Source organism: Chryseobacterium sp. VD8, from assembly GCF_037149975.1.
GTDB classification, from domain to species: domain Bacteria; phylum Bacteroidota; class Bacteroidia; order Flavobacteriales; family Weeksellaceae; genus Chryseobacterium; species Chryseobacterium indicum.
This window is the reverse complement of the sequence record NZ_JBBCQL010000050.1, coordinates 1-23761: the sequence shown is the minus strand read 5'-3', so window position 1 is coordinate 23761 and position 23761 is coordinate 1. Positions and strand designations below refer to the sequence as shown.

22 protein-coding genes and 4 tRNA genes are annotated in these 23761 nt (G+C 35.4%); 20 read left to right on the top strand and 6 right to left on the bottom strand.

Features of this window, described 5'->3' with window-relative positions; translation table 11 throughout:
• The 6 genes from WFK35_RS08075 to WFK35_RS08050 all read left to right on the top strand — a co-directional run.
• Positions 1-604 (top strand): hypothetical protein (locus WFK35_RS08075; RefSeq protein ID WP_336732189.1); only part of this gene is annotated, 604 nt, incomplete at its 5' end.
• Positions 605-735: 131 nt separating this feature from the next.
• Complete coding sequence (locus tag WFK35_RS08070; protein WP_336732188.1) at positions 736-2832, top strand: T9SS type B sorting domain-containing protein; 2097 nt, start codon at positions 736-738, stop codon at positions 2830-2832.
• Between the two features lie 84 nt (positions 2833-2916).
• Positions 2917-3438 (top strand): DUF1572 domain-containing protein, encoded by a 522-nt coding sequence (locus WFK35_RS08065; RefSeq protein ID WP_336732187.1) that lies wholly within the window; start codon positions 2917-2919, stop codon positions 3436-3438.
• The gene (locus WFK35_RS08060; RefSeq protein ID WP_336732186.1) at positions 3438-4076 is read left to right on the top strand and encodes a hypothetical protein; all 639 of its coding nucleotides are present in this window, start codon (positions 3438-3440) and stop codon (positions 4074-4076) included. Before WFK35_RS08065 ends, WFK35_RS08060 begins: the two co-directional genes overlap by 1 nt.
• A gap of 66 nt (positions 4077-4142) precedes the next feature.
• Positions 4143-5489, top strand: coding sequence for a tRNA (N(6)-L-threonylcarbamoyladenosine(37)-C(2))-methylthiotransferase MtaB (gene mtaB, locus WFK35_RS08055; protein WP_336732185.1), 1347 nt, complete (start codon positions 4143-4145; stop codon positions 5487-5489).
• 194 nt (positions 5490-5683) lie between these two features.
• Positions 5684-7201: an FMN-binding glutamate synthase family protein gene (locus WFK35_RS08050; protein ID WP_336732184.1), complete on the top strand. Its 1518-nt coding sequence runs from the start codon at positions 5684-5686 to the stop codon at positions 7199-7201.
• A 243-nt stretch (positions 7202-7444) separates the two neighbouring features.
• Here the strand turns inward: WFK35_RS08050 and WFK35_RS08045 are convergent, their stop codons facing one another.
• Together WFK35_RS08045 and WFK35_RS08040 are read right to left on the bottom strand one after the other, a co-directional pair.
• Positions 7445-8317 carry an IS256 family transposase, variant Zn-binding type gene (locus tag WFK35_RS08045; RefSeq protein ID WP_442892022.1) on the bottom strand — a complete coding sequence of 291 codons (873 nt, stop codon included), beginning with the start codon at positions 8315-8317 and terminating at the stop codon, positions 7445-7447.
• Positions 8318-8530: 213 nt separating this feature from the next.
• The gene (locus WFK35_RS08040; RefSeq protein ID WP_336732182.1) at positions 8531-9277 is read right to left on the bottom strand and encodes a hypothetical protein; all 747 of its coding nucleotides are present in this window, start codon (positions 9275-9277) and stop codon (positions 8531-8533) included.
• 57 nt (positions 9278-9334) lie between these two features.
• On the opposite strand from WFK35_RS08040, the gene WFK35_RS08035 reads away from it, so the two are divergent.
• Positions 9335-9772, top strand: a complete 438-nt coding sequence (locus WFK35_RS08035) for an RNA-binding S4 domain-containing protein (protein ID WP_214588689.1) — start codon at positions 9335-9337, stop codon at positions 9770-9772.
• 9 nt (positions 9773-9781) lie between these two features.
• Here the strand turns inward: WFK35_RS08035 and WFK35_RS08030 are convergent, their stop codons facing one another.
• Positions 9782-10297, bottom strand: coding sequence for a shikimate kinase (locus WFK35_RS08030; RefSeq protein ID WP_336732181.1), 516 nt, complete (start codon positions 10295-10297; stop codon positions 9782-9784).
• 114 nt (positions 10298-10411) lie between these two features.
• Here WFK35_RS08030 and WFK35_RS08025 point away from each other — a divergent pair.
• The 4 genes from WFK35_RS08025 (at position 10412) to WFK35_RS08010 (ending at position 10993) form a co-directional block, all read left to right on the top strand.
• A tRNA-Lys gene (locus tag WFK35_RS08025) sits at positions 10412-10484 on the top strand.
• A gap of 36 nt (positions 10485-10520) precedes the next feature.
• A tRNA-Leu gene (locus WFK35_RS08020) sits at positions 10521-10603 on the top strand.
• A 67-nt stretch (positions 10604-10670) separates the two neighbouring features.
• A tRNA-Lys gene (locus WFK35_RS08015) sits at positions 10671-10743 on the top strand.
• A 177-nt stretch (positions 10744-10920) separates the two neighbouring features.
• A tRNA-Lys gene (locus WFK35_RS08010) sits at positions 10921-10993 on the top strand.
• Positions 10994-11180: 187 nt separating this feature from the next.
• Here the strand turns inward: WFK35_RS08010 and panC are convergent.
• Positions 11181-12029, bottom strand: a complete 849-nt coding sequence (gene panC, locus WFK35_RS08005) for a pantoate--beta-alanine ligase (protein WP_336732180.1) — start codon at positions 12027-12029, stop codon at positions 11181-11183.
• Between the two features lie 180 nt (positions 12030-12209).
• On the opposite strand from panC, the gene WFK35_RS08000 reads away from it, so the two are divergent.
• The 9 genes from WFK35_RS08000 (at position 12210) to WFK35_RS07960 (ending at position 22860) form a co-directional block, all read left to right on the top strand.
• On the top strand, positions 12210-12980 hold the full coding sequence (locus WFK35_RS08000) for a glycogen/starch synthase (protein ID WP_235132635.1): 771 nt from the start codon (positions 12210-12212) through the stop codon (positions 12978-12980).
• Positions 12981-12994: 14 nt separating this feature from the next.
• Positions 12995-14584: a DUF4270 domain-containing protein gene (locus WFK35_RS07995; protein WP_336732179.1), complete on the top strand. Its 1590-nt coding sequence runs from the start codon at positions 12995-12997 to the stop codon at positions 14582-14584.
• 22 nt (positions 14585-14606) lie between these two features.
• A complete protein-coding gene (gene glmS / locus WFK35_RS07990; protein ID WP_235132633.1) occupies positions 14607-16460 on the top strand; it encodes a glutamine--fructose-6-phosphate transaminase (isomerizing) in 1854 nt (617 codons plus the stop codon).
• A 108-nt stretch (positions 16461-16568) separates the two neighbouring features.
• On the top strand, positions 16569-17987 hold the full coding sequence (gene porK, locus WFK35_RS07985; protein WP_076392676.1) for a type IX secretion system lipoprotein PorK/GldK: 1419 nt from the start codon (positions 16569-16571) through the stop codon (positions 17985-17987).
• 56 nt (positions 17988-18043) lie between these two features.
• Positions 18044-18733, top strand: a complete 690-nt coding sequence (gene porL, locus WFK35_RS07980) for a type IX secretion system motor protein PorL/GldL (protein WP_214588695.1) — start codon at positions 18044-18046, stop codon at positions 18731-18733.
• Between the two features lie 53 nt (positions 18734-18786).
• Complete coding sequence (gene porM / locus WFK35_RS07975; protein WP_214588696.1) at positions 18787-20376, top strand: type IX secretion system motor protein PorM/GldM; 1590 nt, start codon at positions 18787-18789, stop codon at positions 20374-20376.
• Between the two features lie 23 nt (positions 20377-20399).
• Complete coding sequence (gene porN, locus WFK35_RS07970) at positions 20400-21338, top strand: type IX secretion system ring protein PorN/GldN (protein WP_214588697.1); 939 nt, start codon at positions 20400-20402, stop codon at positions 21336-21338.
• A 57-nt stretch (positions 21339-21395) separates the two neighbouring features.
• Positions 21396-22433 (top strand): NAD(P)/FAD-dependent oxidoreductase, encoded by a 1038-nt coding sequence (locus tag WFK35_RS07965; protein WP_336732177.1) that lies wholly within the window; start codon positions 21396-21398, stop codon positions 22431-22433.
• 169 nt (positions 22434-22602) lie between these two features.
• Positions 22603-22860 carry a SemiSWEET transporter gene (locus WFK35_RS07960; RefSeq protein WP_214588699.1) on the top strand — a complete coding sequence of 86 codons (258 nt, stop codon included), beginning with the start codon at positions 22603-22605 and terminating at the stop codon, positions 22858-22860.
• Positions 22861-22920: 60 nt separating this feature from the next.
• Here the strand turns inward: WFK35_RS07960 and WFK35_RS07955 are convergent, their stop codons facing one another.
• Both WFK35_RS07955 and WFK35_RS07950 read right to left on the bottom strand, forming a co-directional pair.
• Positions 22921-23364: an META domain-containing protein gene (locus tag WFK35_RS07955; protein WP_336732176.1), complete on the bottom strand. Its 444-nt coding sequence runs from the start codon at positions 23362-23364 to the stop codon at positions 22921-22923.
• 18 nt (positions 23365-23382) lie between these two features.
• Positions 23383-23761 (bottom strand): hypothetical protein (locus WFK35_RS07950; RefSeq protein WP_336732174.1); only part of this gene is annotated, 379 nt, incomplete at its 5' end.

Sequence of the window (23761 nt, the reverse complement as noted above, 5' to 3'; positions counted from 1 at the left end):
TAAATTTGAAGATTTAACTTGCGAAAGCCCCGACTTTATTGCAAAATTTAATGATAAGAAAATCGGAATCGAGCTTACCGAAGTAATCAATCATCTTGAAATGAAGAAGGTTGAAAGCAATCTGAACAAGATTTTCCGTCAGGCAGAAATTTTATTGGAACAGGAAGACACTACGAAATATCGTGGTGTTTATTTTTTAGAATTTCACTCAAACATCAGACTGGATTCTCCTGAAAATCAGCAGGAAATCATTTTAAATATTTATAAAAGCATCAAAAAAGGAAAGCCTGCAGGAAATGTAAAAAGCATCCGGAAATCTTTCCACCGAAGAAATGTTTTTATTACCCATGAGTATAATATGAATCTTTTTGATGAATTATGTTCCGAGAAAATTGTAGAGCTGATTGAAAAAAAGAACGAAAAATTTCCTTATTACGATACTTCGGTCGACGAATGTTGGCTCGTTATTGTTTCGGATATGAATTCCATCGCTTCGCGTTATACTTTTATTCAGGATAAGGAACATCTGCAAAAAGTAAACAGCCCGTTTCATAAGATTTTTCATCTGGAAAACCTTTGCGGAAATATTACAAGTATTAAGTAATTGCTGAAAAATATTTATTGTTATTTAGTTTTTGTTGAATTATTTTCGTTGAAGCTTTTGTTTTTAATTAGAATTGTTTATATTTGATAGACAACAAATTGCATTTCAATTAATAACCAAATCAGCATGATATGAAAAAAATTCTACTTCTTTTCTTACTTTTTATTTCATCTATTTTTTTCGCTCAGGCAGACTGTTCATCCGCTCTTGCGGTATGCGGAAATTCGAATATTACCTATTCTCCCATGGGAATCGGGAATGTTAACGAAAATTTAGGAGGATGTTTATCTTCCGGTGAGCATAATTCAATCTGGTATAAATTTACCATTGCAACAGGCGGAACGCTTACTTTCGATCTCATTCCTACAGATCCTAATGCAGATTACGACTGGGCAATCTACGGACCGAATGCCAACTGTGCAAATCTTGGTTCTCCGATTCGCTGTAATGCAGCAACCGTTATCGGAGTAGGAGCTTCCACAGGGATGAATATGACGAGTACGATCTTAAGCGCTGCAGGAGGATCACTAACGCCGTACTGTAAATACATGGATGTTTTACCGGGACAGACCTATTATCTGTATATAGACAATTGGGTAGATGTTCTTAATCCTACAATGGCTCCTTTTTCTCTAACATGGGGAGGAACCGCAACATTGGCTTCACCGTTTACGGATCCGAGCATTCAGACTCATCCTTTTATTCCGCCGGGAGCTCCCGCTGCCAATCCTGCCAGTCCAAGAGAAATTATTGTCTGCGAAAATCCTATGGTTTTTGATTTTAGTACTTTATCTTCCGGGATTTTAAATGGAAACAGTAATTTCCAGATCAGTTATCACACTTCACAAAATGACGCTCTTTCCGGAGCAAATCCTATTTTGTCGCCTATTACCATTAATACGACTACTACATATTATTACAGTATTCATTATCAGGATCCTGCAAACCCTAATAACCCTATCAATTCCTGCAGACAGGTGGGAGCTTTTAAATTTAAATACGGAAATATTTCAGGAACCAATGTTACGCTATACAGCTGTAACAATAACAATGCAGGAACCGGAACTTACGATTTAACTTCCGCTGCTGTTTTTGGAGATCCTACCGCGGTGAAGGTTTATTATAATTCACTTTCAGATCTTAATGCGGGAATAAATCCCATTACAAATACTACTAATTTCGTTTCGGCAGAAGGAACGGTATACGTTAAAATTACTTCTCAATATGGTTGTGTGGCAATTGCGCAGATTATTCTGAAGTTTTATCCGATTGTCGTCGTTACAGAAGCTACTTTAAGAACCTGCTTTATTGAAGCTGATCCTTCTACGGGACTCTTTGATCTTTCCCTTGCGGCAGTAACCACGCAAAGCGGAACGACTAAAAAATACTATCCTTCTTTAGCAGATGCACAGAACGGTACGAACGAAATCGTAGGATTTTCAAACTATATTGCTCCCAACGGTGTCATTTACGTCAAAGTATTCAACTCCAATAACTGTTTTGCAATTGCAAAAGTAAATCTGGTGGTTATTCAGCCGGTATATTCCGCCATTCTGAAAGACAAAATCATCTGTATGGAAGATAAAACTACATTAGATGCAGGTTCCGGATTTACAGGTTATGAATGGAGTACAGGAGCCACTACACAGACAATCAGTAATGTAGGAGTAGGAACGTATTGGGTGAAATTAAAAAGCGGTAACTGTATTACCAGACAGATTGTAAAAGTCTATGCTTCTGAGCAGCCTGTCATTTCATCAGTTGATATTACCAATAATACCATAACGGTAAATGTTTCAGGTGGAACAGCTCCATACAAATATTCTCTTGACGGGATTAAATGGCAGGATTCCAATGTATTTACCAATGTTTCGAGAGGAGACAGCAGAATTTTTGTAAAAGATGCCTACAATTGTGAACCGATCGATATTACAGTTGTTGTTCCTAATCTGGTGAATGTAATTACACCGAACGGAGACGGAGTGAATGATGTGATCGATTATTCAGCTTTAGGATACAAACAGAATTTAGTGCTGAGTGTTTTCGACAGATACGGAACACTCGTTTTCAAAGCGGATAAACTAAGAAATTATACATGGGACGGAACCATCGGAGGTAAAAAAGTTCCAACAGGAACTTACTGGTATTCGGTTTCTTGGAACGAAAATGATAAGAAGAACACCTTATTCAAGTATTCAGGTTGGGTAATGGTGAAAAACAGAGAATAATTTTCAGAATTCAATAGAAAACCGTTGCCTGTGTAACGGTTTTTGTTTTATAAAATCCCTATCTTAGATATTCAAATTTACATCATGAAAGAGTTATTGATAAAACGTTTTGAATACTATAAAATGCTCGGTGACCAATCTTTCGGGCAGCTTTCGGATGAACAGATTTTCTGGCAGTTTAATGAAGAAAGTAATTCTATAGCCATTATTGTTAAGCATATCGCCGGAAATATGTTATCCAGATGGACTAATTTTTTAACCGAAGACGGCGAAAAATCATGGCGGAACAGGGATGAAGAATTTGTTAATACTTTTAAGACGAAAGCTGAGGTTCTGGAATATTGGGAAAAAGGCTGGAAATGTTTTTTTAACGCTCTGAATCAGATGAATGATGAAAATATACATTCCGTAATTTACATAAGAAATGAAGCACATACATTTATGGATGCTGTTTTCCGTCAATTGGCGCATTATCCTTATCATATCGGGCAGATGGTGTATATCGCAAAAATGATGAAGAATGAAGACTGGAAAAGCCTTTCTATTCCGAGAAATAAATCGCAGGAATTTAATTCTGAAATGATTACTAAATTCAGACAGCAGTAATGAAGAACTTTACCATTCAAAATAAAGGAATTGTTTCTGATGAATTTTTAAAAAGAAACATCACAGATTTTCATTCTGCGTGCCAATATGTTTCGATCTTGCCTTATAAAAGAAATATTGATAAAAGCAGAACCGAATGTGTTTTTGATGATTTTGGCGGAACCTGCAGCACAAAACACGCCGCCCTGAGAAAACTTGCGCTCGAAAACCATCACAGCGATGTAAAACTCATTCTTGGAATTTTTAAAATGGATGCACAATACACTCCGAAAATTACCCGTACTTTGCAAAAATTTAATTTAAAATACATTCCGGAAGCGCATAATTATCTCAAAATTGATGACGAATATTACGATTTTACAAACCGCAGTTCAAATTATCAACAATTTAAAGATAAACTGCTGATTGAAAAGGAAATAGAATTCAACGAAATTGGGGCTCAGAAAATTTCATTTCACAAAGATTTTCTTGGAAAATGGCTGAACGAAGATCGCATCACTTACAGTTTAGATGAATTGTGGAATATCAGAGAACAATGTATCAGAGATTTGCAGCAAATTGATGAACCTGAAATTCAAAATTCATCTCCGGTTTGTTACCATACCAGTCCGGAAATAAGGGATGAATTTAATCAATAGACTGAATCAATTCAGAATTCATCTTAAAATGATTATCTTTGCACCCACAAAATTCAGAATCAATAAATGTCTCAATTTCAAAGAACTGCCGCATTTCATACTCTTGGCTGCAAATTAAATTTTGCGGAAACATCTACCATTGCCCGCCAATTAACAGAAGCAGGTTACGAAAAGGTAAGTTTTGATGAAAATGCGAATGTGTATGTTATCAATACCTGTTCGGTAACTGAAAATGCCGACCGCGAATGCAAACTTCACGTAAAAAGAGCCATGAAAGCCAATCCGGATGGTTTGGTTGTAATCGTGGGATGTTATGCACAGTTGAAACCGGAGGAAATTTCACAGATTGAAGGGGTAGATTTGGTTTTAGGAGCCAAAGAAAAATTCAATATTCTGAGCTATCTTGATGATCTGGAGAAATCTGAAAACGAAGGGATCGTTCATTCATGCGAAATTGAAGAAACAGATTTTTTTATTGGAAGTTACTCCATCGGAGACAGAACCAGAGCTTTTCTGAAGGTTCAGGACGGTTGCGATTACAAATGTACCTACTGTACGATTCCTTTGGCAAGAGGGATTTCCCGTTCCGACACCATCGAAAATGTATTGAAAAATGCCAAAGAAATTGCTGAAAGAGACATCAAGGAAATCGTTCTTACAGGCGTAAACATCGGAGATTACGGAAAAGGTGAATTTGGAAACAAAAGACACGAACATACTTTTTTAGATTTAATTTCTGAGCTTGATCAGGTTGAAGGCATCGAAAGAATCCGTATTTCTTCCATCGAGCCGAATCTGTTGAAAGATGAAAGCATAGAACTGGTTTCGAAAAGCAAAAGTTTTGTTCCGCATTTTCATATTCCTTTACAATCGGGAAGTGATGAACTGCTGAAAAAAATGAAACGCCGTTATTTAACGAAACTATATATCGACAGAGTTAATAAGATCCGTGAAGTAATGCCGGACGCAGCGATTGGTGTGGATGTAATTGTCGGTTTTCCCGGAGAAACAGAAGAGCTGTTCATGGAAACATATAACTTCCTGAACGAGCTTCCGATAACTTATCTGCACGTTTTTACCTATTCTGAAAGGGAAAATACGGAAGCGGCAGAAATGGAAGGCGTAGTTCCGATTCCTGAAAGAAAAAGACGCAATAAAATGCTTAGAATTTTATCTGAAAAGAAAAAGATGGCATTTTACCAGACCCAGCTTGGAAAAACACTTCCTGTACTTTGGGAACACGAAAACAAAGACGGAAAAATGTTTGGCTTCACAGAGAATTATGTGAGAGTACAGAAGAATTTCGATCAGTCTTCAGTAAATCAGATTGAATTCTTAAAGCTTGAAAAAATAGAAGCGGACGGAACCGTTTCTGTGATGAATTCTTTTGAAAGTTTTCTTGAGAAAATTTAATATTCTTTTAAACAATTCATTTAAAATAATTCAGACATTGCTATCATAGTGATGTCTTTTTTTGTTTTAATGAAATCGAAACCTGAAATCATCACATTTAATCCAAAAATAACTTCTTTCATTCATCTTTTTGATGTTTCTCAGACCGTTTATATCAATTTAAATTTTTTAACTTTGGTAAAATTCAAAATGATATGAGAGACAAATTTTTGCTTTGGGGAGCTGTTATTCTTGTTGTTGCATGGTCGGTTGCATTTTTAATAAAAGCAGATTGGTGGATTCCTGTTTTGCTAACCATTGTGTATGCAATCGGAATTTATAATATTACCCAATCTAAACATGCTATTCTAAGAAATTTTCCTGTTTTGGGCTATTTCAGATACTTTTTTGAGAGTATTTCCCCGGAAATGCAGCAGTATTTTATCGAAAGAGAAACCGATGGAAAACCTTTTCCGAGAAATCAGCGTTCTGCGGTGTACAGAAGAGCCAAAAATTTAAGTGATACGGTGCCTTTCGGAACACAACTGGAAGTTAACCACAGAAAATATGAAGGAATTAAGCATTCCATTTATGCAAAATCTCCGATGGAAGAGCTTCCGAGAGTCTGGGTAGGAGGAGAGCAGTGCTCTCAGCCTTATCATGCTTCGTTATTTAATATTTCGGCAATGAGTTTCGGGGCGTTAAGCGACCGCGCTCAGATTTCTTTAAACAGAGGCGCAAAAAAAGGAAACTTTTACCATAATACGGGAGAAGGAGGGATTTCTCCGCATCATCTGGAAGGAGGCGATCTTTGCTGGCAGATTGGAACCGGATATTTCGGCTGTCGTGATGAAGAAGGAAAATTTAATCCGGAATTGTTTAAAAAATATTCCACTTTACCCAATGTAAAGATGATTGAAATTAAATTATCTCAAGGGGCAAAACCAGGTCATGGCGGAGTTTTACCGGCTGTTAAAAATACTCCGGAAATTGCAAAAATCCGTCACGTCACGCCGGGAATGACGATTATTTCACCGCCTTCACATACTTCTTTTTCTGATGCTGCAGGTTTGCTGAGGTTTGTACAGCAGTTAAGAGAACTTTCCGGAGGGAAGCCTGTTGGATTTAAATTGTGTATCGGAGACACCAAAGAATTTGAAGATATCTGCGTTCAGATGAATGTTCTGAAAATTTATCCTGATTTTATAACCATTGACGGAGCGGAAGGAGGAACCGGAGCCGCACCGCCGGAGTTTTCCGATGGAGTAGGAATGCCTCTGGAACCTGCCTTGATTTTTGTTAACAGAACGCTGAATAATTATAATTTAAGAAGTAAATTAAGGGTTATTGCAAGTGGAAAAGTTCTTACAAGTCTTGATATTCTGAGAGCCATTGCGATGGGAGCGGATATGTGTAATAATGCGAGAGGATTTATGTTCTCTTTAGGCTGTATTCAGGCTTTGAGATGCAATAACAACAATTGTCCGACTGGTGTTGCCACACAGGATAAAATGTTAATTAAAGGTCTTGATGTTACGGATAAAGCGGAAAGAGTATATCATTTTCATAAAAATACGCTTCATACCTGCAATGAGCTGATTGCAGCGGCAGGAAGAAGTTCTTACGAAGAAGTAGATGCCACAATGTTTATGAGAGGTGACGAGTTTGATCATCTGGCAGATCTCTATTTTCCGGATATTTTAGGAAATGTGAAGCAGAAAGCAAAATCATAGATTCCAATAAAAAAGCGCTTCCCAATGGGAAGCGCTTTTTATTTTTGGTAATGTGGTCAAAAATAGTTGGTGTTTTTGTCATAAATAATTCGTAATATTTTGCAGTTGATTGGAAGAGGAGTGAGCAATGCTGAGGAGCAACTTACCAGCAATACAATCAACGCTGTAAACAATAGTTTAGAGGATGGCTTTGCCATCCTTTTTTGCAAATTATTGGAACAGCTCTATGGCTTAAAAAACCTTTTACGACTTTAGATTTCTATAGAAAAGATACCATTGGATGAACTTCTTTCTTCGGCTTTTTGTAAGTCCCCGATGAATATTGAGATTGCCTTTCAGATGACCGAAAAAAGACTCTATGCCGTTGGTTGTTTTAGGGATTTTAGGATTTTGCAGGAACATAAACATATTGGGTAAAGCCTTCCTGATAACCGAAAAACATCTCCTTACCATCTTGTGCGTGTGCCAATATCTTTCGGTTTCCTGGCTGTATGATTTTTCATTCAAAAATTCGTGATGCTTCTCAGACCAATCTAAAAATTCTTTGATCCAATACTGCTTTTTAACTTCATTGTCGATAAAATGAATCTTGCAGACAATTTCTCGCAACTCAAAACCCGCTGCAGACTTTGGATAAGCCGGAAGCCATATTTTGCACATTCTCTGAATATGTACCAAACATCGCTGCACAGGAACTTTCGGACAAACTTTACGAATAGCTTTCAGTAGAGATTTGTCGCCATCGCAGGTTATCCCGCCAATTTTTATTCCTAAATTCAAGATGTTTTCCAAATCCTCTTTGAGTTCTTCATAATGCTCTCCGTCCGTAATTCTGTAAAGCTGGGTTTGTTTAAAAACACTGTCTCTATAAACAACCAGACAGATTTCATTAGAAAAATAGGTACCGTCGATGAGTAAATAAACTTCCTTGTTCTGGCTGTAACTGAGTTTTGGAGCTTTACTAAGCATCACGTTAAAATACCGCTGAAGAGTACTCACGGAATATCCCGATTCTGCTGAAATCTGCTCATAAGTCTGTTTTCCGACAATCCATTTCTTGAACCAAATTTCTTTGTTTTTTAGGCTAATAGATTTATTCTCTGAGGTAAAATAAATGCCGCAATTTTTTCATTTAAAACGACGCTTACCATTTTGCTTCCCCCAAGAAATCACATCCAGACTTTTGCAACTCCAACAACGATTTTTTTTGAATTTTCAGCCATAAAAAAAGTTTATTGAAACAAAGTTCAATAAACTTTCTAAATCATCAGTAACAATCGGCAATACGAAGAATTTTACCAACTATTTTTGACTATTAAACCTTATTTTTTATTGTTCTAAAACCGGTCTTGGATTGGCTTTGTAAATCTGGAAGTTGAATACAAAACAATTATTTTTAAGAGAATAGCCTGTATAATTATAATGTGCATCTCTACCAAAAGCAGCTCTTGAAGGAACGATAATTACCCCCTGTAAATTGTATGCATCTCCGTCTGATAAATTTGTGTATCCCTTAAAATATTTCAATCCTTCCTGAAGACCTTCTATTTCGTAATAGCTTCTTTCTTTACCCGCATTTGTCTTAACATCTTTCTTCACATAATAAAACATCGGATCCGTTAAAGGAGAGCCGCTTCCATTGATTGTGTTGGCTAAAACTCCTGATGTTGTAAATGCTACATTACCGTCTGTATTTGTTGCAAGATAGTAGTTTGCTCTCATCATCGTTCTGATCTGAGTGGCATTTGTTGCTTCAGGATTCGTTTCAAGAGTTACTCCTGAAGTTGGCTGCGCTCCGTTTCTTACAATATATATAACTCCGGAAGAAAGTTTCTGAGGACTTAGTTCTGATAATTTTTTCTCATTATCATCAGAAGTATCTGTAGAGCTGAATGCTTTTATATTTCCCTGTGAATCAAGATAATTGTCATTCATAAACTTTTGGATCGCCTGATCGTCGTATGAATTTCTTACCGCAATATCGTCCGGTTCTACAAATGTTTCAACTTCACCATCCTTTTTACATGCCGTGAAACACAGAGATCCAGCAAGGATATATAAAAATATTTTTTTCATTTTTCAAAAAACTTTAATTACTTTACAAATAATATAACGACAAAAGTATAAAAAATTATGAGAATAGATAAATTTTTATGGAGCATTCGTTTTTATAAGACCAGAACCATTGCTACTGAGGAGATTAAAAAGAACAGAGTGTCTATCGGTGCGTCGGTTGTAAAGTCTTCTAAAGAGGTGAAGGAGGGAGATGTAATTAAGATCCGTAAAAATCAGATTGACTATCAGATTAAAGTAATCCAGATTCCGAAAAGCAGGATCGGAGCAAAGCTTGTTCCTCTTCATATAAAAGATGTAACCGATAAGGAACAATATGAATTATTGAAAATGCGTAAGATGTCTCAGGATTATTACCGAAATAAAGGGGAGGGAAGACCTACAAAGAAAGACCGCAGAGATATGGATGATTATGTGGAAAACGACATTGCCTCAGATTTTACAGACTGGGATGATTTCTTTGGTGAAAATGGTGACGAATCTGAAAACGAAGATTAAAAAAAAGCTCTAGAGATAGAGCTTTTCTGTTATTTCACTGGCGATATCTTCCGGAGTTCTGTTGTCTGTAATTACACTAATTTGTGCTTTATTGTAGAAGTCATTTCTTTCAAACAGATGCTTTGCTATAAATTCAGCAAGATTTTCATCTGCGATATTGGCTATTAAAGGCCTTTTTTCTTTCTGTTTAGAAAGTCTTTCTGCTAAAGTAGCGACAGAAGCTCTCAAAAAAACGCTTTTTGAATTATGGTTGATGATTTCCATATTGTTATAGTAGACAGGAGTTCCTCCCCCCAGACTTAAAATAACATTTTTTTCAGAGGCAAGAATTTCTTCCAATGTTTCTCTTTCCAGCTTTCTAAAATAGATTTCTCCCTTTTTATCGAAGATTTCGGGGATTGTCATTTTATTCCTTTTGGAAATTTCTTTATCCAGATCAATTAATTTAAAATTGAGTTTTTCGCTTAATATTTTGGAAACGTGAGATTTGCCACTTCCCATGTATCCGACCAGTGAAATTATCATGAATTTTTTTTAAACAAATTTGCAAAAAAGTTTTGAGATAAAGAAAAAACTCATATCTTTGCACCACTAAAAACGAGGGACATTATCACAGTGTTAATCGTTGATAAAGTGGCCGACTCGGTAGCTCAGCTGGTAGAGCAATACACTTTTAATGTATGGGTCCTGGGTTCGAATCCCAGCCGAGTCACAAGCAAAAAAATTACTGGATTTTGTGATTTTTATTGCCTGCGTGGTGAAATTGGTAGACACGCCATCTTGAGGGGGTGGTTTCCTAAGGATGTGCTGGTTCGAGTCCAGTCGCAGGCACAATGCAGAAAATTTGAATAATTAATAGTATAGCTTAATTTATTTTACAATACTATTGATTGTGGCCGACCTGGTAGCTCAGCTGGTAGAGCAATACACTTTTAATGTATGGGTCCTGGGTTCGAATCCCAGCCAGGTCACAAGTTTACTGAAAAGTAAATTTTTTTCATATTAATATTTTGTGATTTGGTGTTTCAAGGGCTTTCTAAAGAAGCCTTTGATTTTGAAAAATAAATTTTGCAGGAACGAAATAATTTGTATCTTTGCAGCTCTTAAACAGAATGTTACTTTTTTAAAGTAAATTCAAACTAAGTGACGACTCGGTAGCTCAGCTGGTAGAGCAATACACTTTTAATGTATGGGTCCTGGGTTCGAATCCCAGCCGAGTCACAAGTTTACTGAAAAGTAAATTTTTTTCATATTAATATTTTGTGATTTGGTGTTTCAAAGGCTTCGTAAGAAGCCTTTGATTTTTTATATACTTTATCTTTATGTGATTTTATATGTTGCGGATAAAAAAATAACAAGCGTTATTAAAAGGATAGCGCTTGTTATTTTTAATTTAATTTTATCAAATTTAGTCCAGATGCATATTGTCGATTAATCGTACTCCATCCACAACAACTACAATAAAAGCACGGAATTTTCTGTCTTTGTAAAAAAAATCAGTTTCCTTAAGTGTTTTTTCATCAGCAATCAGAAAATATTCTAACCGCATCCCTCTTTGCTGATCAAAGATATCCTGTACTCTGTTTTTAATTTCGGAAACTGTTATTACTCTGAACCAGTCGTTTACTTTTTTTAAAGTCTCATAAATAACAGCAGAAGCTTCTCTTCGGTCTTCATGAAGTCTTTGGTTTCGGGAACTTAAGGCAAGTCCGTTTTCAGCTCGGTAAATTGGAACTCCTTTAATGTTGATTAAAAGTTTTTTCTTTTCAGCCATTTTTTTGATAATTGCCAGCTGTTGGAAGTCTTTTTCCCCAAAATAAGCATTATCAGGTTTTACCTGTCTGAAAAGTTCTTCTACAACAGTACCAACACCGTCAAAATGTCCAGGTCGCGATTTTCCTTCCATTTCATTTTCCAGCCCGTCAAAATCATAATGTCTGCTTTCCGTTTTTTCAGGGTAAATATCTGTAACTTCAGGAATGTAAACAGCATCTACCAATCCGGACTTTTCCAGAATGGAAATATCTCTGTTGATGTCTCTCGGATACTTTTCAAGATCCTCAGGATTATTAAATTGAGTAGGATTAACAAAAATTGATGATACCACAAGATCATTTTCTTCTCTTGCGGTTTTATATAGTGATAAATGTCCGTTATGAAGGGCTCCCATGGTAGGTGCAAAACCTATCTTTTTGCCCATTTCTTTCTGTCTTTCAATGAAATCCTGAAGAACTTTTTTACTTTTTAGAACTTCCATAGTTTATTTTAATAGTAATTCAAAAATACTAAAAATATCATATAATTATGATAAATGAAGACAAGGTTTTAATAATTTCAGAAGGGAATTATCGTAAAAAAATGTTAATTAAAATAATAATGAATGTTTTTTCGTAATTTTGCACATTAAAGCATTTTTACAAAAATTAGATAGAAGTTTATGCCGAATCAAAAAATACTGTACATTACTACAGAGATGTATCCATATCAGGAAGATACAAATATGGCTGCAGTGGTAAACAAAATGGCACTTAAGATGCACCAAGAAGGCAATGATGTAAGAGTTTTTATGCCAAGATTTGGACAAATAAGTGAAAGAAAATTCCAGCTTCATGAGGTGATACGCCTTTCGGGAATGAATATTATTATTAATGATCTGGATCAGCCTCTTATTATTAAAGTAGCGTCACTTCCGGGGGAAAGACTTCAGGTTTACTTTATCGATAATGAAGAGTATTTCAAAAGAAAACAATATTATTTTGATGATGAAGGACAGCCTTTCGAGGATAATGATGAAAGAGCAATATTTTTTGCCAGAGGAGTAATTGAAACCATTAAGAAACTGAACTGGGTTCCCGACGTTATTCATTTAAATGGATGGATGGCTTCTTTTGTTCCGATTTATCTTAAAACATACTACGAAACAGATACTTATTTTAAGGACGCTAAAATTGTTCTTTCATTATACAATGAAAAAGATGCAGCTTTAGCTTCCAATATCGACGAAAAACTGAAGTTTGATAATATTTCAGGATTAAAAGCGTTAGATAATCCTGGTGTAAAATCTTTTGTTATCGAAAGCATGAGCTATGTTGATTTAGTCGTAAAAGGAGATGAATTTTTGGATGAAGACTTAGATAAGGCTTTCAACGAAACTTCTACTCCGAAATCGGAATATCTTGACGTAGATTCTATAAATCAACTTTATTAAAAAACACATTTTTAATGATTCATACTATTAAAAAAGCAATCACCGTTTTTTCTCTGGTGGTTTTTGGAAGTGCATTAATCTATAACTGTGAGCCGGATGCAGATACTCTTGGGGAACAGCTATTCTTGAATGGTGCTGCACAGGGAAATGAAAAATCTTTTGATGTTACTGCATTTAATATAAATAATAATGATAGTATCCGAAGTGATGCGTCAAAATTAGGACTCGCTACTTTAGGAGCTTTTACGGAAGGACAGTTTGGTATGCAGAAAGCTTCTTATTTGACACAGCTTAGATTGTCAACCTATGATCCGGATTTTGGTAAGACTCCTGTTATCGATTCGGTAGTTTTAGTTATAAAACCTACATATGCTTCTGATTCTGTAAAAACAAATACAGTTGATGACGGCTACACATTTACAACAGCCGCCGATGGAGCTGTAAATGCAAAAAAAGTCGTAAATACTTATCCAATAAATAAATATGGAAAAGCAAAGATTGGTGGAAATACATCCCCTTTTACAATTCAGGTTCATGAAGTTTTAGACTTTTTGAAAGGTAATTCAGATGCCGCTTATTCAAATACAGTTTATCAGTATAATTCAGCTAAATTACTGGGATCTAAAGAAGTGAATGGATTTGTAAGTTCTGTAGCTGTAACAAAAGATTCTGACGGAAGTGCTTTGTTTACTGCATCTGCACCGGGATTACGAATTAAACTTGATGAAACATTTTTCAAAGATAAAATCATAGCCTATCAGAATAAGCCTGAATTACAGGATGCTTCAAATTTTATAAGACATTTTAGAGGGTTGAGAATTTCTACAACACAGAATGACGGATATTTGTTACAGTTTAGTCCAAATGATATGGAACTAATTATGTATTACAAGTACGAGAAGACTGATAATGGTGTTACTACCCATCCTCAAGCTTCATACACGTTTTCATTAGGATCTGGAAATACACACATTGGTCAATACCAATACGATAGAAGTAGTTCTGTTTTGTCTACATCTGTAATTGGTGACCAAAACAACGGTGCTCCAAAACTATTTTTACAAGGAATGGGAGGTCCGTCTATAGGAATAAAAATTAAGAATGAAACACTTGATGCTTTAAAACAAATTTATAAAAATGATAAAGCTGCTATCATCAGTGCAAAAATAAGAATTTACACAGATCCTGTAAACTGGAATAATAAATATATAAAACCTACTGCTCTTTCTATTGTTCAGAAAGATAAAGACTCTGATGGCAAAGAGACAACAGCATTTACAACAGATTTAACGACTATAGTCGGTTCTAATAACTTTGCAATCTACAGAACATATGATTTAGATAAAAATCCAGCTTACTACGATTTTACAGTGACCCAATCAGTAAAAGAGCTTGTAGAAGGAAAGAGTGGAGTAGAAGTTAGCAATGTTAATAAATACTTTAAAATTGATATGGGAAGTTTCTTATCCAATAGTCAGACAGGCGCTTTAGTTGGATATAATTACACTGCAAGATCGTATGCAAGAGATAGAGCAGTATTTGTTGGAAATGATTCTAGTAGTCCCAATAAAATTCAGCTAAAAGTAATTTACGGTACAAAATAATTTAAAATACATTTGATAAAATATGTGCGGAATCGTTGGATATACAGGTTTTCAAGACGCTTACGATATTGTGATTAATGGTCTTAGAAGATTAGAATACAGAGGGTACGACAGTGCCGGAATTGTTCTGGAAAACGCAGAAAACAAACTTGAGGTTGAAAAAACTAAAGGTAAAGTTGATGATTTGGTAAATATTTCCAGTCAGTTAAAAGGAGTTGCAAAAATCGGTATGGGACATACCCGTTGGGCTACCCACGGTGTGCCTAGTGATAGAAATTCTCACCCACATTTATCCAATAGTGGAAAAATAGCACTTGTTCACAACGGTATCATCGAAAATTATGATACGATTAAAACAATGCTTACTGAAAAAGGATTTACATTCAAATCTGAAACAGATACTGAGGTTTTAGTAAATCTTGTTCAGTATTTCATGGATCTGAATGTAGAAATGGATTTTCCTACTGCTGTAAGATATGCTCTCAACGAAGTTTATGGAGCATACGCTATTACAGTAATGCATGAAGATTTTCCCGGAGTATTGGTTGTAGGAAGGTTAGGATCTCCTTTGGCAATAGGAATTGGAGAGAAAGAGTATTTTATCGCTTCAGACGCATCTCCGTTTGTAGAATTTACAAAAGAGGCAATTTATCTGGAAGAAGGACATATGGCGACAATTTCTCTTGAAAATGGAGTAGATATCAGAACCATCAGTGAGAATTCTAAAATTGAGCCGGAAATTCAGGAGCTTAAACTAAGCTTAGAGCAGATCGAAAAAGGAGGGTACGAACATTTTATGCTAAAAGAAATTTTCGAACAGCCTAAATCCGTTCATGATACGATGAGAGGAAGACTTTTGGTAGATGAAGGTGTTATCAAAATGGCGGGGATTTGGGACTATATCGAAAAGTTTAAAAATGCAAACAGAATCATCATTATTGCTTGCGGAACTTCTTGGCATGCAGGATTAATCGGTGAATATTTAATTGAAGAATATGCAAGAATTCCTGTTGAAGTAGAATATGCTTCGGAATTCAGATATAGAAATCCTATCATTACAGATAAAGATGTAGTCATTGCAATTTCTCAGTCCGGAGAAACTGCAGATACCATGGCTGCATTAAAACTAGCTAAAGAAAAAGGTGCTTTCATTTATGGAATCTGTAATGTGGTGGATTCATCCATTGCAAGAATTACAGATGCGGGCTCTTACACACACGCGGGACCTGAAATTGGAGTGGCTTCCACAAAAGCGTTTACTGCACAGTTAACAATTCTTACCTTAATAGCATTCAAATTAGGAAAGCATAATGGTAATTTAGGGAATGCTGAGTTTATGAGCTTAATTGCAGAACTGGATGCAATTCCTAGAAAAATAGAAGATGTTTTAGCAACTACCCATGAGTTGGTACAAAATATCGCTAAGGATTTTGTAAGTGCAACCAATTTCTTATATCTAGGAAGAGGATACAATTATCCTGCTGCACTCGAAGGTGCATTAAAATTAAAAGAAATCTCTTATATTCATGCTGAAGGATACCCTGCTGCAGAAATGAAGCATGGTCCTATCGCTTTAATTGATGAAAATATGCCGATTGTTATCATTGCTCCTAAAAAAGGACATTATGATAAAATTGTAAGCAACGTTCAGGAAATTAAAGCAAGAAAAGGAAAAGTTATTGCTGTTGTAAATAAAGGAGATACGCAGGTAAGTGCTATGGCAGACTACGTTATAGAAATTCCGGAAACCTCCGAATGTTTCTCTCCAATCGTTGCATCAGTGCCTTTACAGCTGTTGGCGTACTATATTGCAGTGTATCGTGGAGCTAATGTAGACCAGCCTAGAAACCTTGCGAAATCTGTAACGGTAGAATAAAAATTACTTGTAAATAAAATAAATTTAGATTTCTTCCGTTATTTCAAAAAAAATCTTAAAAGTTTCTTAAAAAAATTATATATTTACGGCTTAATTATAAAAATTAACATGAAAAGGATATTTCTTTTATTATTGTCTGCGTCGGTAGCATCGGTATCTTGTTCAGGTGGGGGAGCCTCTTCAGTGGGTAAACCGGGAACAAAAGGAGAATTGATACCTAGAGAAAAAACAAAATCATTTGTTGCAGAAAGACCTTACGGAATGGTAGCTATTCCTGCAGGATCGTTTGTTGCAGGATTAACTGATCAGGATTTCACAAACAGTCCTGAAAAGGCTCCGGCAAAAACTGTTACTGTTTCTTCTTTCTTCATGGATGAAGCAGAAACTACTAATGCGGAATACAGGGTATTTATCAATTATGTAAGAGATTCTATCGCAAGAACTTTACTTGCTGAAGCTGCCGGAGAAGGTGGTGAAGGTAAAGGTAAAGGAACAAGCATCGGAGATTATGCATACCTTGCTCAGAAAGAAGAGAATTTAACACCATATCAGGAATATTTAGAAGGACAAGGCGGTGGAAACGAAGGAAACTACGATCCAACGAAAAAAATCGACTGGAAAGTTCCTTTGCACTGGAGTACATCTAAATATCCGGATGTAGAATATGCGGAAGTTTTAGAATCTATGTATTTACCAGCTTCTTCAAGAATCGGTAATGAAAGAATCCTTGACGTGAGTAAACTGAAATATACTTACAGATGGGGAGATATGGATGTTGCAATGGCTGAAAAAGAAAGAGGAGTAAACTACCTTAGAAGTGAAAGTATTGCAATCTATCCGGATACTACAGTTTGGGTAAAAGATTTCCACTTTGCATATAACGAGCCATTATTTGAGCAGTATTTCTGGCACAAAGCTTACAAAGATTACCCTGTAGTTGGAGTAACATGGGATCAGGCAAGAGCATACTGTAACTTCAGATCTAAATTGAAGTCAGATTACAACGAAAGCTTAAAAAGAAGAAAACAAAGACCATTGCAGTTCAGACTGCCTACTGAAATCGAGTGGGAATATGCTGCAAGAGGGGGAATGCAAAATGCTACTTATCCTTGGGGAGGTCCTTACTTAATGGACGACAGAGGTTGCTATCTGGCAAACTTCAAGCCTAAGAGAGGTAACTATATGGAAGACGACAAAAAAGGTACTTATACATATACAGCTCCAGTTAAGAAATTTAAAAAGAATGGGTTTGGGTTATTTGATATGGCTGGAAACGTTTCTGAATGGACATCATCTGATTATAACAACTCTTCATACGGATTCTCATCTACTTTAAATCCTTCTACGAAAGATTTGGCAGATACTAAGAAATCTATTAGAGGTGGATCTTGGAAAGATGTAGGATATATGCTTATGAATGGCGCAAGAGACTGGGAAAGAAAAGACTCTGCAAGAAGCTATATTGGATTCAGAACTGTACAGGATATTCCTGAGGCTGCTGTTAAACCAAGAAAAGTTAACAGATAATTCAATTACCACTATTTTCAATAAATTTTATTTAACATTAAAAAAAACTAACTTATATGTTTAAGACTAAAGATGCTTGGATGAATTTCTTCTATTCATTCGGTGCTGCAATTGTAATTCTTGGAGCTTGGCTTAAAATTACTCACATTACTTTGGGACCAATTAACGGAAACATGGCGCTTACAGTGGGACTTATTACGGAAGCTATCATCTTCATCATTTTCGCTTTCGACCCGCCAAAATCTGAGGAGTCTTATGCGTGGGAAAATGTTTATCCTGAATTATTAGATAAGCATGCGAACCCAAATCCATTACACTCAAATGTATCTAAAAGCAATTCTGCTCAATTTGCTGAATTAGAAAATTCTCTTTCAACCAAATTAGACAAAATGCTTGAAGACGCTAAACTTGATGTTCAGTTATTTGAAAGACTGAGAACAGGAATCGATAAATTTTCAAGCTCAGTAGATCAGATCAATCAGACTGTTGACGTTTCTGCCTCTACACATAAATATAATGAGCAGTTAAATAAAGCAGCTCAGCATATGGAAAGCATGAACGCTTTATATGCAATGCAGATGGAAAGCACTAAAAAGCAATCTGAATTTGCTAATAAATATGTTGCAGATATGCAGAAATCTGCTGAACAATCAGAAAAATTCAATCAAGAACTACAAGGTTTAACTTCAAACTTAAACAATTTAAACAGAGTTTATGGTGGTATGCTAACTGCTATGAAATCTTAATTTCCCAAACCATTTTTAATTTAACTACTTAATCAAAAAACAAAGAAAAGAGAATGGCAGCAGGAAAACAGACACCTCGTCAGAAGATGATCAACCTGATGTATTTGGTGTTCATCGCTATGATGGCCCTAAATATTGATGCGGAAATCATCAGGTCATATTATGACTCTACTAAAGCTCTTAATGAAACAAGAACTTTAACTGAAAGAAAAAACGAAAAGATTTTTGAAAAAACTCTTGAGGCGAAAGCTCAGCAGGTTCCGGATACTTATGCGCAACCATGGGCTCAGTATCAGGTTCTTAGAGATAAGATCAATGTTTTGGTAAAATCTGCTCAGGAAATTAAAGATGTTCTTAAAAAGAAATCAGAGTTTCATGATAAAGATGCATTAGGAAAAGATGTTGACGTAAGTGAAAACTTTGCAGCACTTAACAACAATGAAGCTACAACTGAATATTTCTTTAAGGAAGGAGATGAAAATACACCATCAAAAGGTGCGTTGGAATTAAAGGCAAAAATAGATGATGTAAGAAACTACATTAATGCTACTTTTGGAAACAACCCGCAATTGAAAGACCTAGTTGAAAGAGCTAATAAATCTTTAATTGCTGAATATCCAAAAGGAAAATCTCCGAATGACAAAACTTGGTTCCAAAACAAGTTTTATCACCAGCCATTAATCGCTGCAATTTCTAACTTGGAAATTATTCAGAATGATGCAAGAAACGTTCAGTCTGATGCATTGGCGTTAATGCTGCAGGAAAAAGTAGATGCAAGTATTAAATTTACAAGTTACGAAGCTATTGTTTCTGCTCCTGTAGATGTAGTTGCAGGAAAGCCGGCTGAAGCTGTTGTAATGTTAGGAAACTATTCAAACAGTAATAAGATCAGTATTTCCGGAGTAAGCAGACAGGAAAACGGAAAAGGATATGCAAATCTTAATACAAGCGGAATCGGACAGAAAACGTTCAGTGGAAATATTACATTAACGGATGCGACAGGAAAAGCTCAAAACTACCCTTTCACTCATACTTATAATGTAATTGCTGGACCAGAGGAAGTTAAGCTTCAAAAAGGTTTATTATTATCACCAGATAAGATGAATGTAGTGTATAGAGGTTTAGAGAATCCACTTTCTGGATCAATTTTAGGAGCTGATAATTCTAAATTGTCCCTATCTGCTCCAGGTGCAGTTGTTAAAAGTGCAGGTCCTGGTAAATGGAATGTAATTCCTTCTACTGGAAATACTCTTAAACTTACTTTGTCTGGTACAGATCCATCGGGTAAAACTGTTTCTCAGGTATTTGAATATAGAATTAAGAATGTTCCTGCTCCTCAAGGACAAATGAGAGGTCAGACAGTATTGAATGTTCCTGCTACTTCTATACCAAATCAGACTGTACAGGCAGCTATTCCTGATTTTGATTTCCCAGTTTCATTCACTGTTAATCAATTTATGGTAAAAGTTCCGGGTAGAGCTGCATTATTAATCAAAGGAAGCAGTCTTGATGAAGCTGCAGGATTAGTTAAGAATCTAAGAGCTGGAGATGTAGTATATGTCTTCGACATTAAAGCTACTGCTACAGGTTTAGGAAATCAAACGTTGAAAAATATCTCACCAGTTGTAATCAACGTTCAGTAATTTTAATAAGATAAAAAAATATTATGAAAAAATATATTAGCAGTCTTTTAGTATTGGTTTCTGGGTTTGCATTCTCCCAAACCATCCTGAACGCTTCTTCTCCGGAGGAGTTTAGACAAATGAGAGCTGAAAACAAACAAAAAATTGGTGATAGTATTGTTGACAAAAAAGTAAAACCTTTGGAATATGGATTTGTTGATGATAAAGACATTCTTAAAAGTATGTTTGTTTGGGAAATCATTGATATGAATGATAAAATTAATCAGCCATTCTATTATGATAATCCAGATGGTCTTACATCTAGCCAAACGAGATCTTTATATCAATTATTGTTAGATGCTGCTACGAGTGGAAAAATTGCTGAAGTCTATGATGATGAGAACTTCGTAACAAAATTGAGTCCTGAGGGTATCCAAAAAAGATTAGAAAGTGTAAGAATTGCTGATGCAGCGATTGATATCTTAAACTCAGGGAGACAGTTAACAGAGCAAGAGAAAAAAGAATATACCGACGTTTTTAAAACGACAACTGATAAAGTTAAAGTTTTAAAAGTAATGGGTATGTGGTTTATCGATAAAAGAGATGGTCAGTTGAAATATAGACCACTTGGTCTTGCTGCTATGGGACCAGACCCTGCTGTACAAGGTAGAACAGGACCAGATGGACAGCCTTTAGCTGGAGCAGATGAGCTTATTGATCTTTTCTGGATTTATTATCCTAGCGCGAGAGATATTTTAGCTAACAATTATGTTTATAACAGAAAAAATTCATCAGCAGATTTATCTTTTGATGATTTAATCAACGCAAGAAGATTCTCTTCTGTTATTTATAAATCATCAGCGGGATTAGGTGATGGAGTTATTAAAGACTATATTCCTAGAGATGCTGAAGATCAGATTGAAGAAAGCGACAGAATTAAGGCGCAGATCCTTCAAATGGAAAATGATATGTGGAATTACTAAGATTTCACTTGGATAATTATAGAAAACCTGAGTATTTTTACTCAGGTTTTTTTTATTATGAAGAATGTAGATTATATTATCGTAGGAGACGGATATGCAGGGCTTTTTTTTGCACATCAGCTAATCAGAAATAATAAGACTTTCGTCTTGTTTTCGGAAGGACAGAAGAGTGCCTCACAAGTTTCTGCAGGAATTATAAATCCTGTTGTGCTTAAAAAATTTACGACTTTTTGGAAAGCACAGGAACAAATCGATTTTCTTAAAAGTACTTTAAAAGAAATTGAAAATTACACCGGAGAGAATTATCTGATCGATGCTCCGATTCACAGGATCTTTCATGACGAAAATGAACAGACACTTTGGCAAAAAAAGTCGGGAAATGATGACCTTTTACATTTTTTAGATAAAAATTTCGATCATTTAAAGGCAGTAAAAAACGATTTTCTTTCAGGAAAGGTGAATCAGTCTGTAAGACTTAATGTTAATGGATTTTTTACAGGTTTATTTAGTTTTTTAGAAAAAAATGAAAAATTAATTGCTGAAAAATTTATTTATTCTGATTTAGATGTAAAAAAATCGACTTATAGAGATTTTACTTTTAAGAATATTTTATTTTGCGAAGGAATGGGAGTAAAGCATAATCCCTTTTTTTCTGAAATTCCTGTAAATCCCAATAAAGGCCACCATATTAAAGTAGAGCTTTCAGAAAAAATCCCCGAAAATATTACTATCAAGAAAAAACATTTTCTTTTTCCTTTAAATGAGCAGCTGTATTTTTATGGTGGAACGTACGACAGAGAACAGCTGCACCATGAAATTGATGATTCTGCAGTTGAGCAGCTTAAAAAAGGTCTGACGGAATTTTATCCTCATCTTTTTGAAATTAAAGAGGTAAATTTCGGATTCAGGCCGACTGTAAAAGACAGAAGACCAATTATCGGAAGACACTCGGATTATCATAATTTATACGTCTTCAATGGTTTGGGAGCAAGAGGTATTTTAAATGGCTGTTACTTTTCCAAAAGTCTATTTGATTTTATTGAAAAAGATATTCCTCTGGATAAAGAGATTTCTCTGGAACGATTTGAAAACTAATATTAAAAGAAATACATACAAATTCAACTTCCAAGTTACTCTGATTATTACTCAATAGAAGTAACCATTATTCTTAATAAATTCATTCAACAGAATTCTATATATGGAAAAAAATAGAGAAGGCTGTAAAATTGCTATAATTTTTGCTTTATCAAAATAAATATCATCTATGAATGAAAATCTTTTAGGAATAATTGCCGGTCTTCTTACTTCAGGTTCGATGATTCCTCAGTTAATTAAGGTAATAAAAGAAAAAAATGCAGATGATCTCTCATGGGGAATGCTTGGAGTGCTTATTGTAGGAGTTTCGCTTTGGACGTGGTATGGAGTTTTGAAGGATGAACTTCCCATCATTCTCACCAATGCCTTTTCTGTGGCTGTAAATATTACATTGCTTATCTGTTGTCTTATTTATAAAAAAAAGTAATCTCAAAGAAAAAACACTCCTGTCATACAGAAGTGTTCTCATATTGGGATTATTTACAATTTATTTTAGGATAAATTTTGCTAATGGAGCCATTCTGGCTTTGTTGAGCGTTAAAGTATTTCCGTTTACAGAATAATTATCTGCTGCCAAAAGAGCTTGTACAAAAGCACGTTCAGTTTCCAGATCATCACATGCAATCATGGTAGACATTCCCTGATTGAATTTGATACGCATGATTTCAGGCTTTATTTCAAAAGTTCCGCCCACTCCGTTGCATCCTCCATGTCCTTCATACCTCATATTGGAAGTATTCAGCATAAAATGAGGTACTGCTTTGGGATTTTTAAGCTGAATAGGTCTACCGTAGATCTCTGTTAACTGCCATGTCTTTCCCGTAATATCTGAGCTTTTTTCGGGTGAAACAGCTGAAGATGGTTTATTCATACAGGAAGCAAGAATAGCAAACATGATTACCGAATAAATGTAAGCGATTATTTTTTTCATAATTTTAAGATTTTGTGATTAGTAAGAAGCCATTTTAGTATTGGAAGAAGATGATTTATTTTTCTTGCAATGGAAAAGTACCATGTTATAATCTTTGTTCAGAAAAGTTACTTCACCACGAACGTTTGAATACTGATAATCTGCATCACTTGCTGTAAATTCTGGCAGTTCATCACTTTTTTTAAGATTATAAGATTTTCCGTTTAAATGTACCGTTACAGTATGCTGAGTTTCATTAAATGTTACCTCAAGCTGTTCTCCGGATTCATCAGTATAAACCTCTTTGGTTATTTTGTCTGGCTCCTGCTTCATGGCTGTAGCATTTTCAGGCTGCTCTGCAACTTCTTCTTTGATCTGATTTTTACATGCTGTTACAAGAAAGAGCGGTATGGCTGTA

Bases quoted from the DNA above. Each gene is read 5' to 3' on its own strand.
- WFK35_RS08070 (WP_336732188.1), top strand. From the start codon at position 736: ATGAAAAAAATTCTACTTCTTTTCTTACTTTTTATTTCATCTATTTTT.
- WFK35_RS08065 (WP_336732187.1), top strand. From the start codon at position 2,917: ATGAAAGAGTTATTGATAAAACGTTTTGAATACTATAAAATGCTCGGT.
- WFK35_RS08060 (WP_336732186.1), top strand. From the start codon at position 3,438: ATGAAGAACTTTACCATTCAAAATAAAGGAATTGTTTCTGATGAATTT.
- mtaB (WP_336732185.1), top strand. From the start codon at position 4,143: ATGTCTCAATTTCAAAGAACTGCCGCATTTCATACTCTTGGCTGCAAA.
- WFK35_RS08050 (WP_336732184.1), top strand. From the start codon at position 5,684: ATGAGAGACAAATTTTTGCTTTGGGGAGCTGTTATTCTTGTTGTTGCA.
- WFK35_RS08040 (WP_336732182.1), bottom strand. From the start codon at position 9,277: ATGAAAAAAATATTTTTATATATCCTTGCTGGATCTCTGTGTTTCACG.
- WFK35_RS08035 (WP_214588689.1), top strand. From the start codon at position 9,335: ATGAGAATAGATAAATTTTTATGGAGCATTCGTTTTTATAAGACCAGA.
- WFK35_RS08030 (WP_336732181.1), bottom strand. From the start codon at position 10,297: ATGATAATTTCACTGGTCGGATACATGGGAAGTGGCAAATCTCACGTT.
- panC (WP_336732180.1), bottom strand. From the start codon at position 12,029: ATGGAAGTTCTAAAAAGTAAAAAAGTTCTTCAGGATTTCATTGAAAGA.
- WFK35_RS08000 (WP_235132635.1), top strand. From the start codon at position 12,210: ATGCCGAATCAAAAAATACTGTACATTACTACAGAGATGTATCCATAT.
- WFK35_RS07995 (WP_336732179.1), top strand. From the start codon at position 12,995: ATGATTCATACTATTAAAAAAGCAATCACCGTTTTTTCTCTGGTGGTT.
- glmS (WP_235132633.1), top strand. From the start codon at position 14,607: ATGTGCGGAATCGTTGGATATACAGGTTTTCAAGACGCTTACGATATT.
- porK (WP_076392676.1), top strand. From the start codon at position 16,569: ATGAAAAGGATATTTCTTTTATTATTGTCTGCGTCGGTAGCATCGGTA.
- porL (WP_214588695.1), top strand. From the start codon at position 18,044: ATGTTTAAGACTAAAGATGCTTGGATGAATTTCTTCTATTCATTCGGT.
- porM (WP_214588696.1), top strand. From the start codon at position 18,787: ATGGCAGCAGGAAAACAGACACCTCGTCAGAAGATGATCAACCTGATG.
- porN (WP_214588697.1), top strand. From the start codon at position 20,400: ATGAAAAAATATATTAGCAGTCTTTTAGTATTGGTTTCTGGGTTTGCA.
- WFK35_RS07965 (WP_336732177.1), top strand. From the start codon at position 21,396: ATGAAGAATGTAGATTATATTATCGTAGGAGACGGATATGCAGGGCTT.
- WFK35_RS07960 (WP_214588699.1), top strand. From the start codon at position 22,603: ATGAATGAAAATCTTTTAGGAATAATTGCCGGTCTTCTTACTTCAGGT.
- WFK35_RS07955 (WP_336732176.1), bottom strand. From the start codon at position 23,364: ATGAAAAAAATAATCGCTTACATTTATTCGGTAATCATGTTTGCTATT.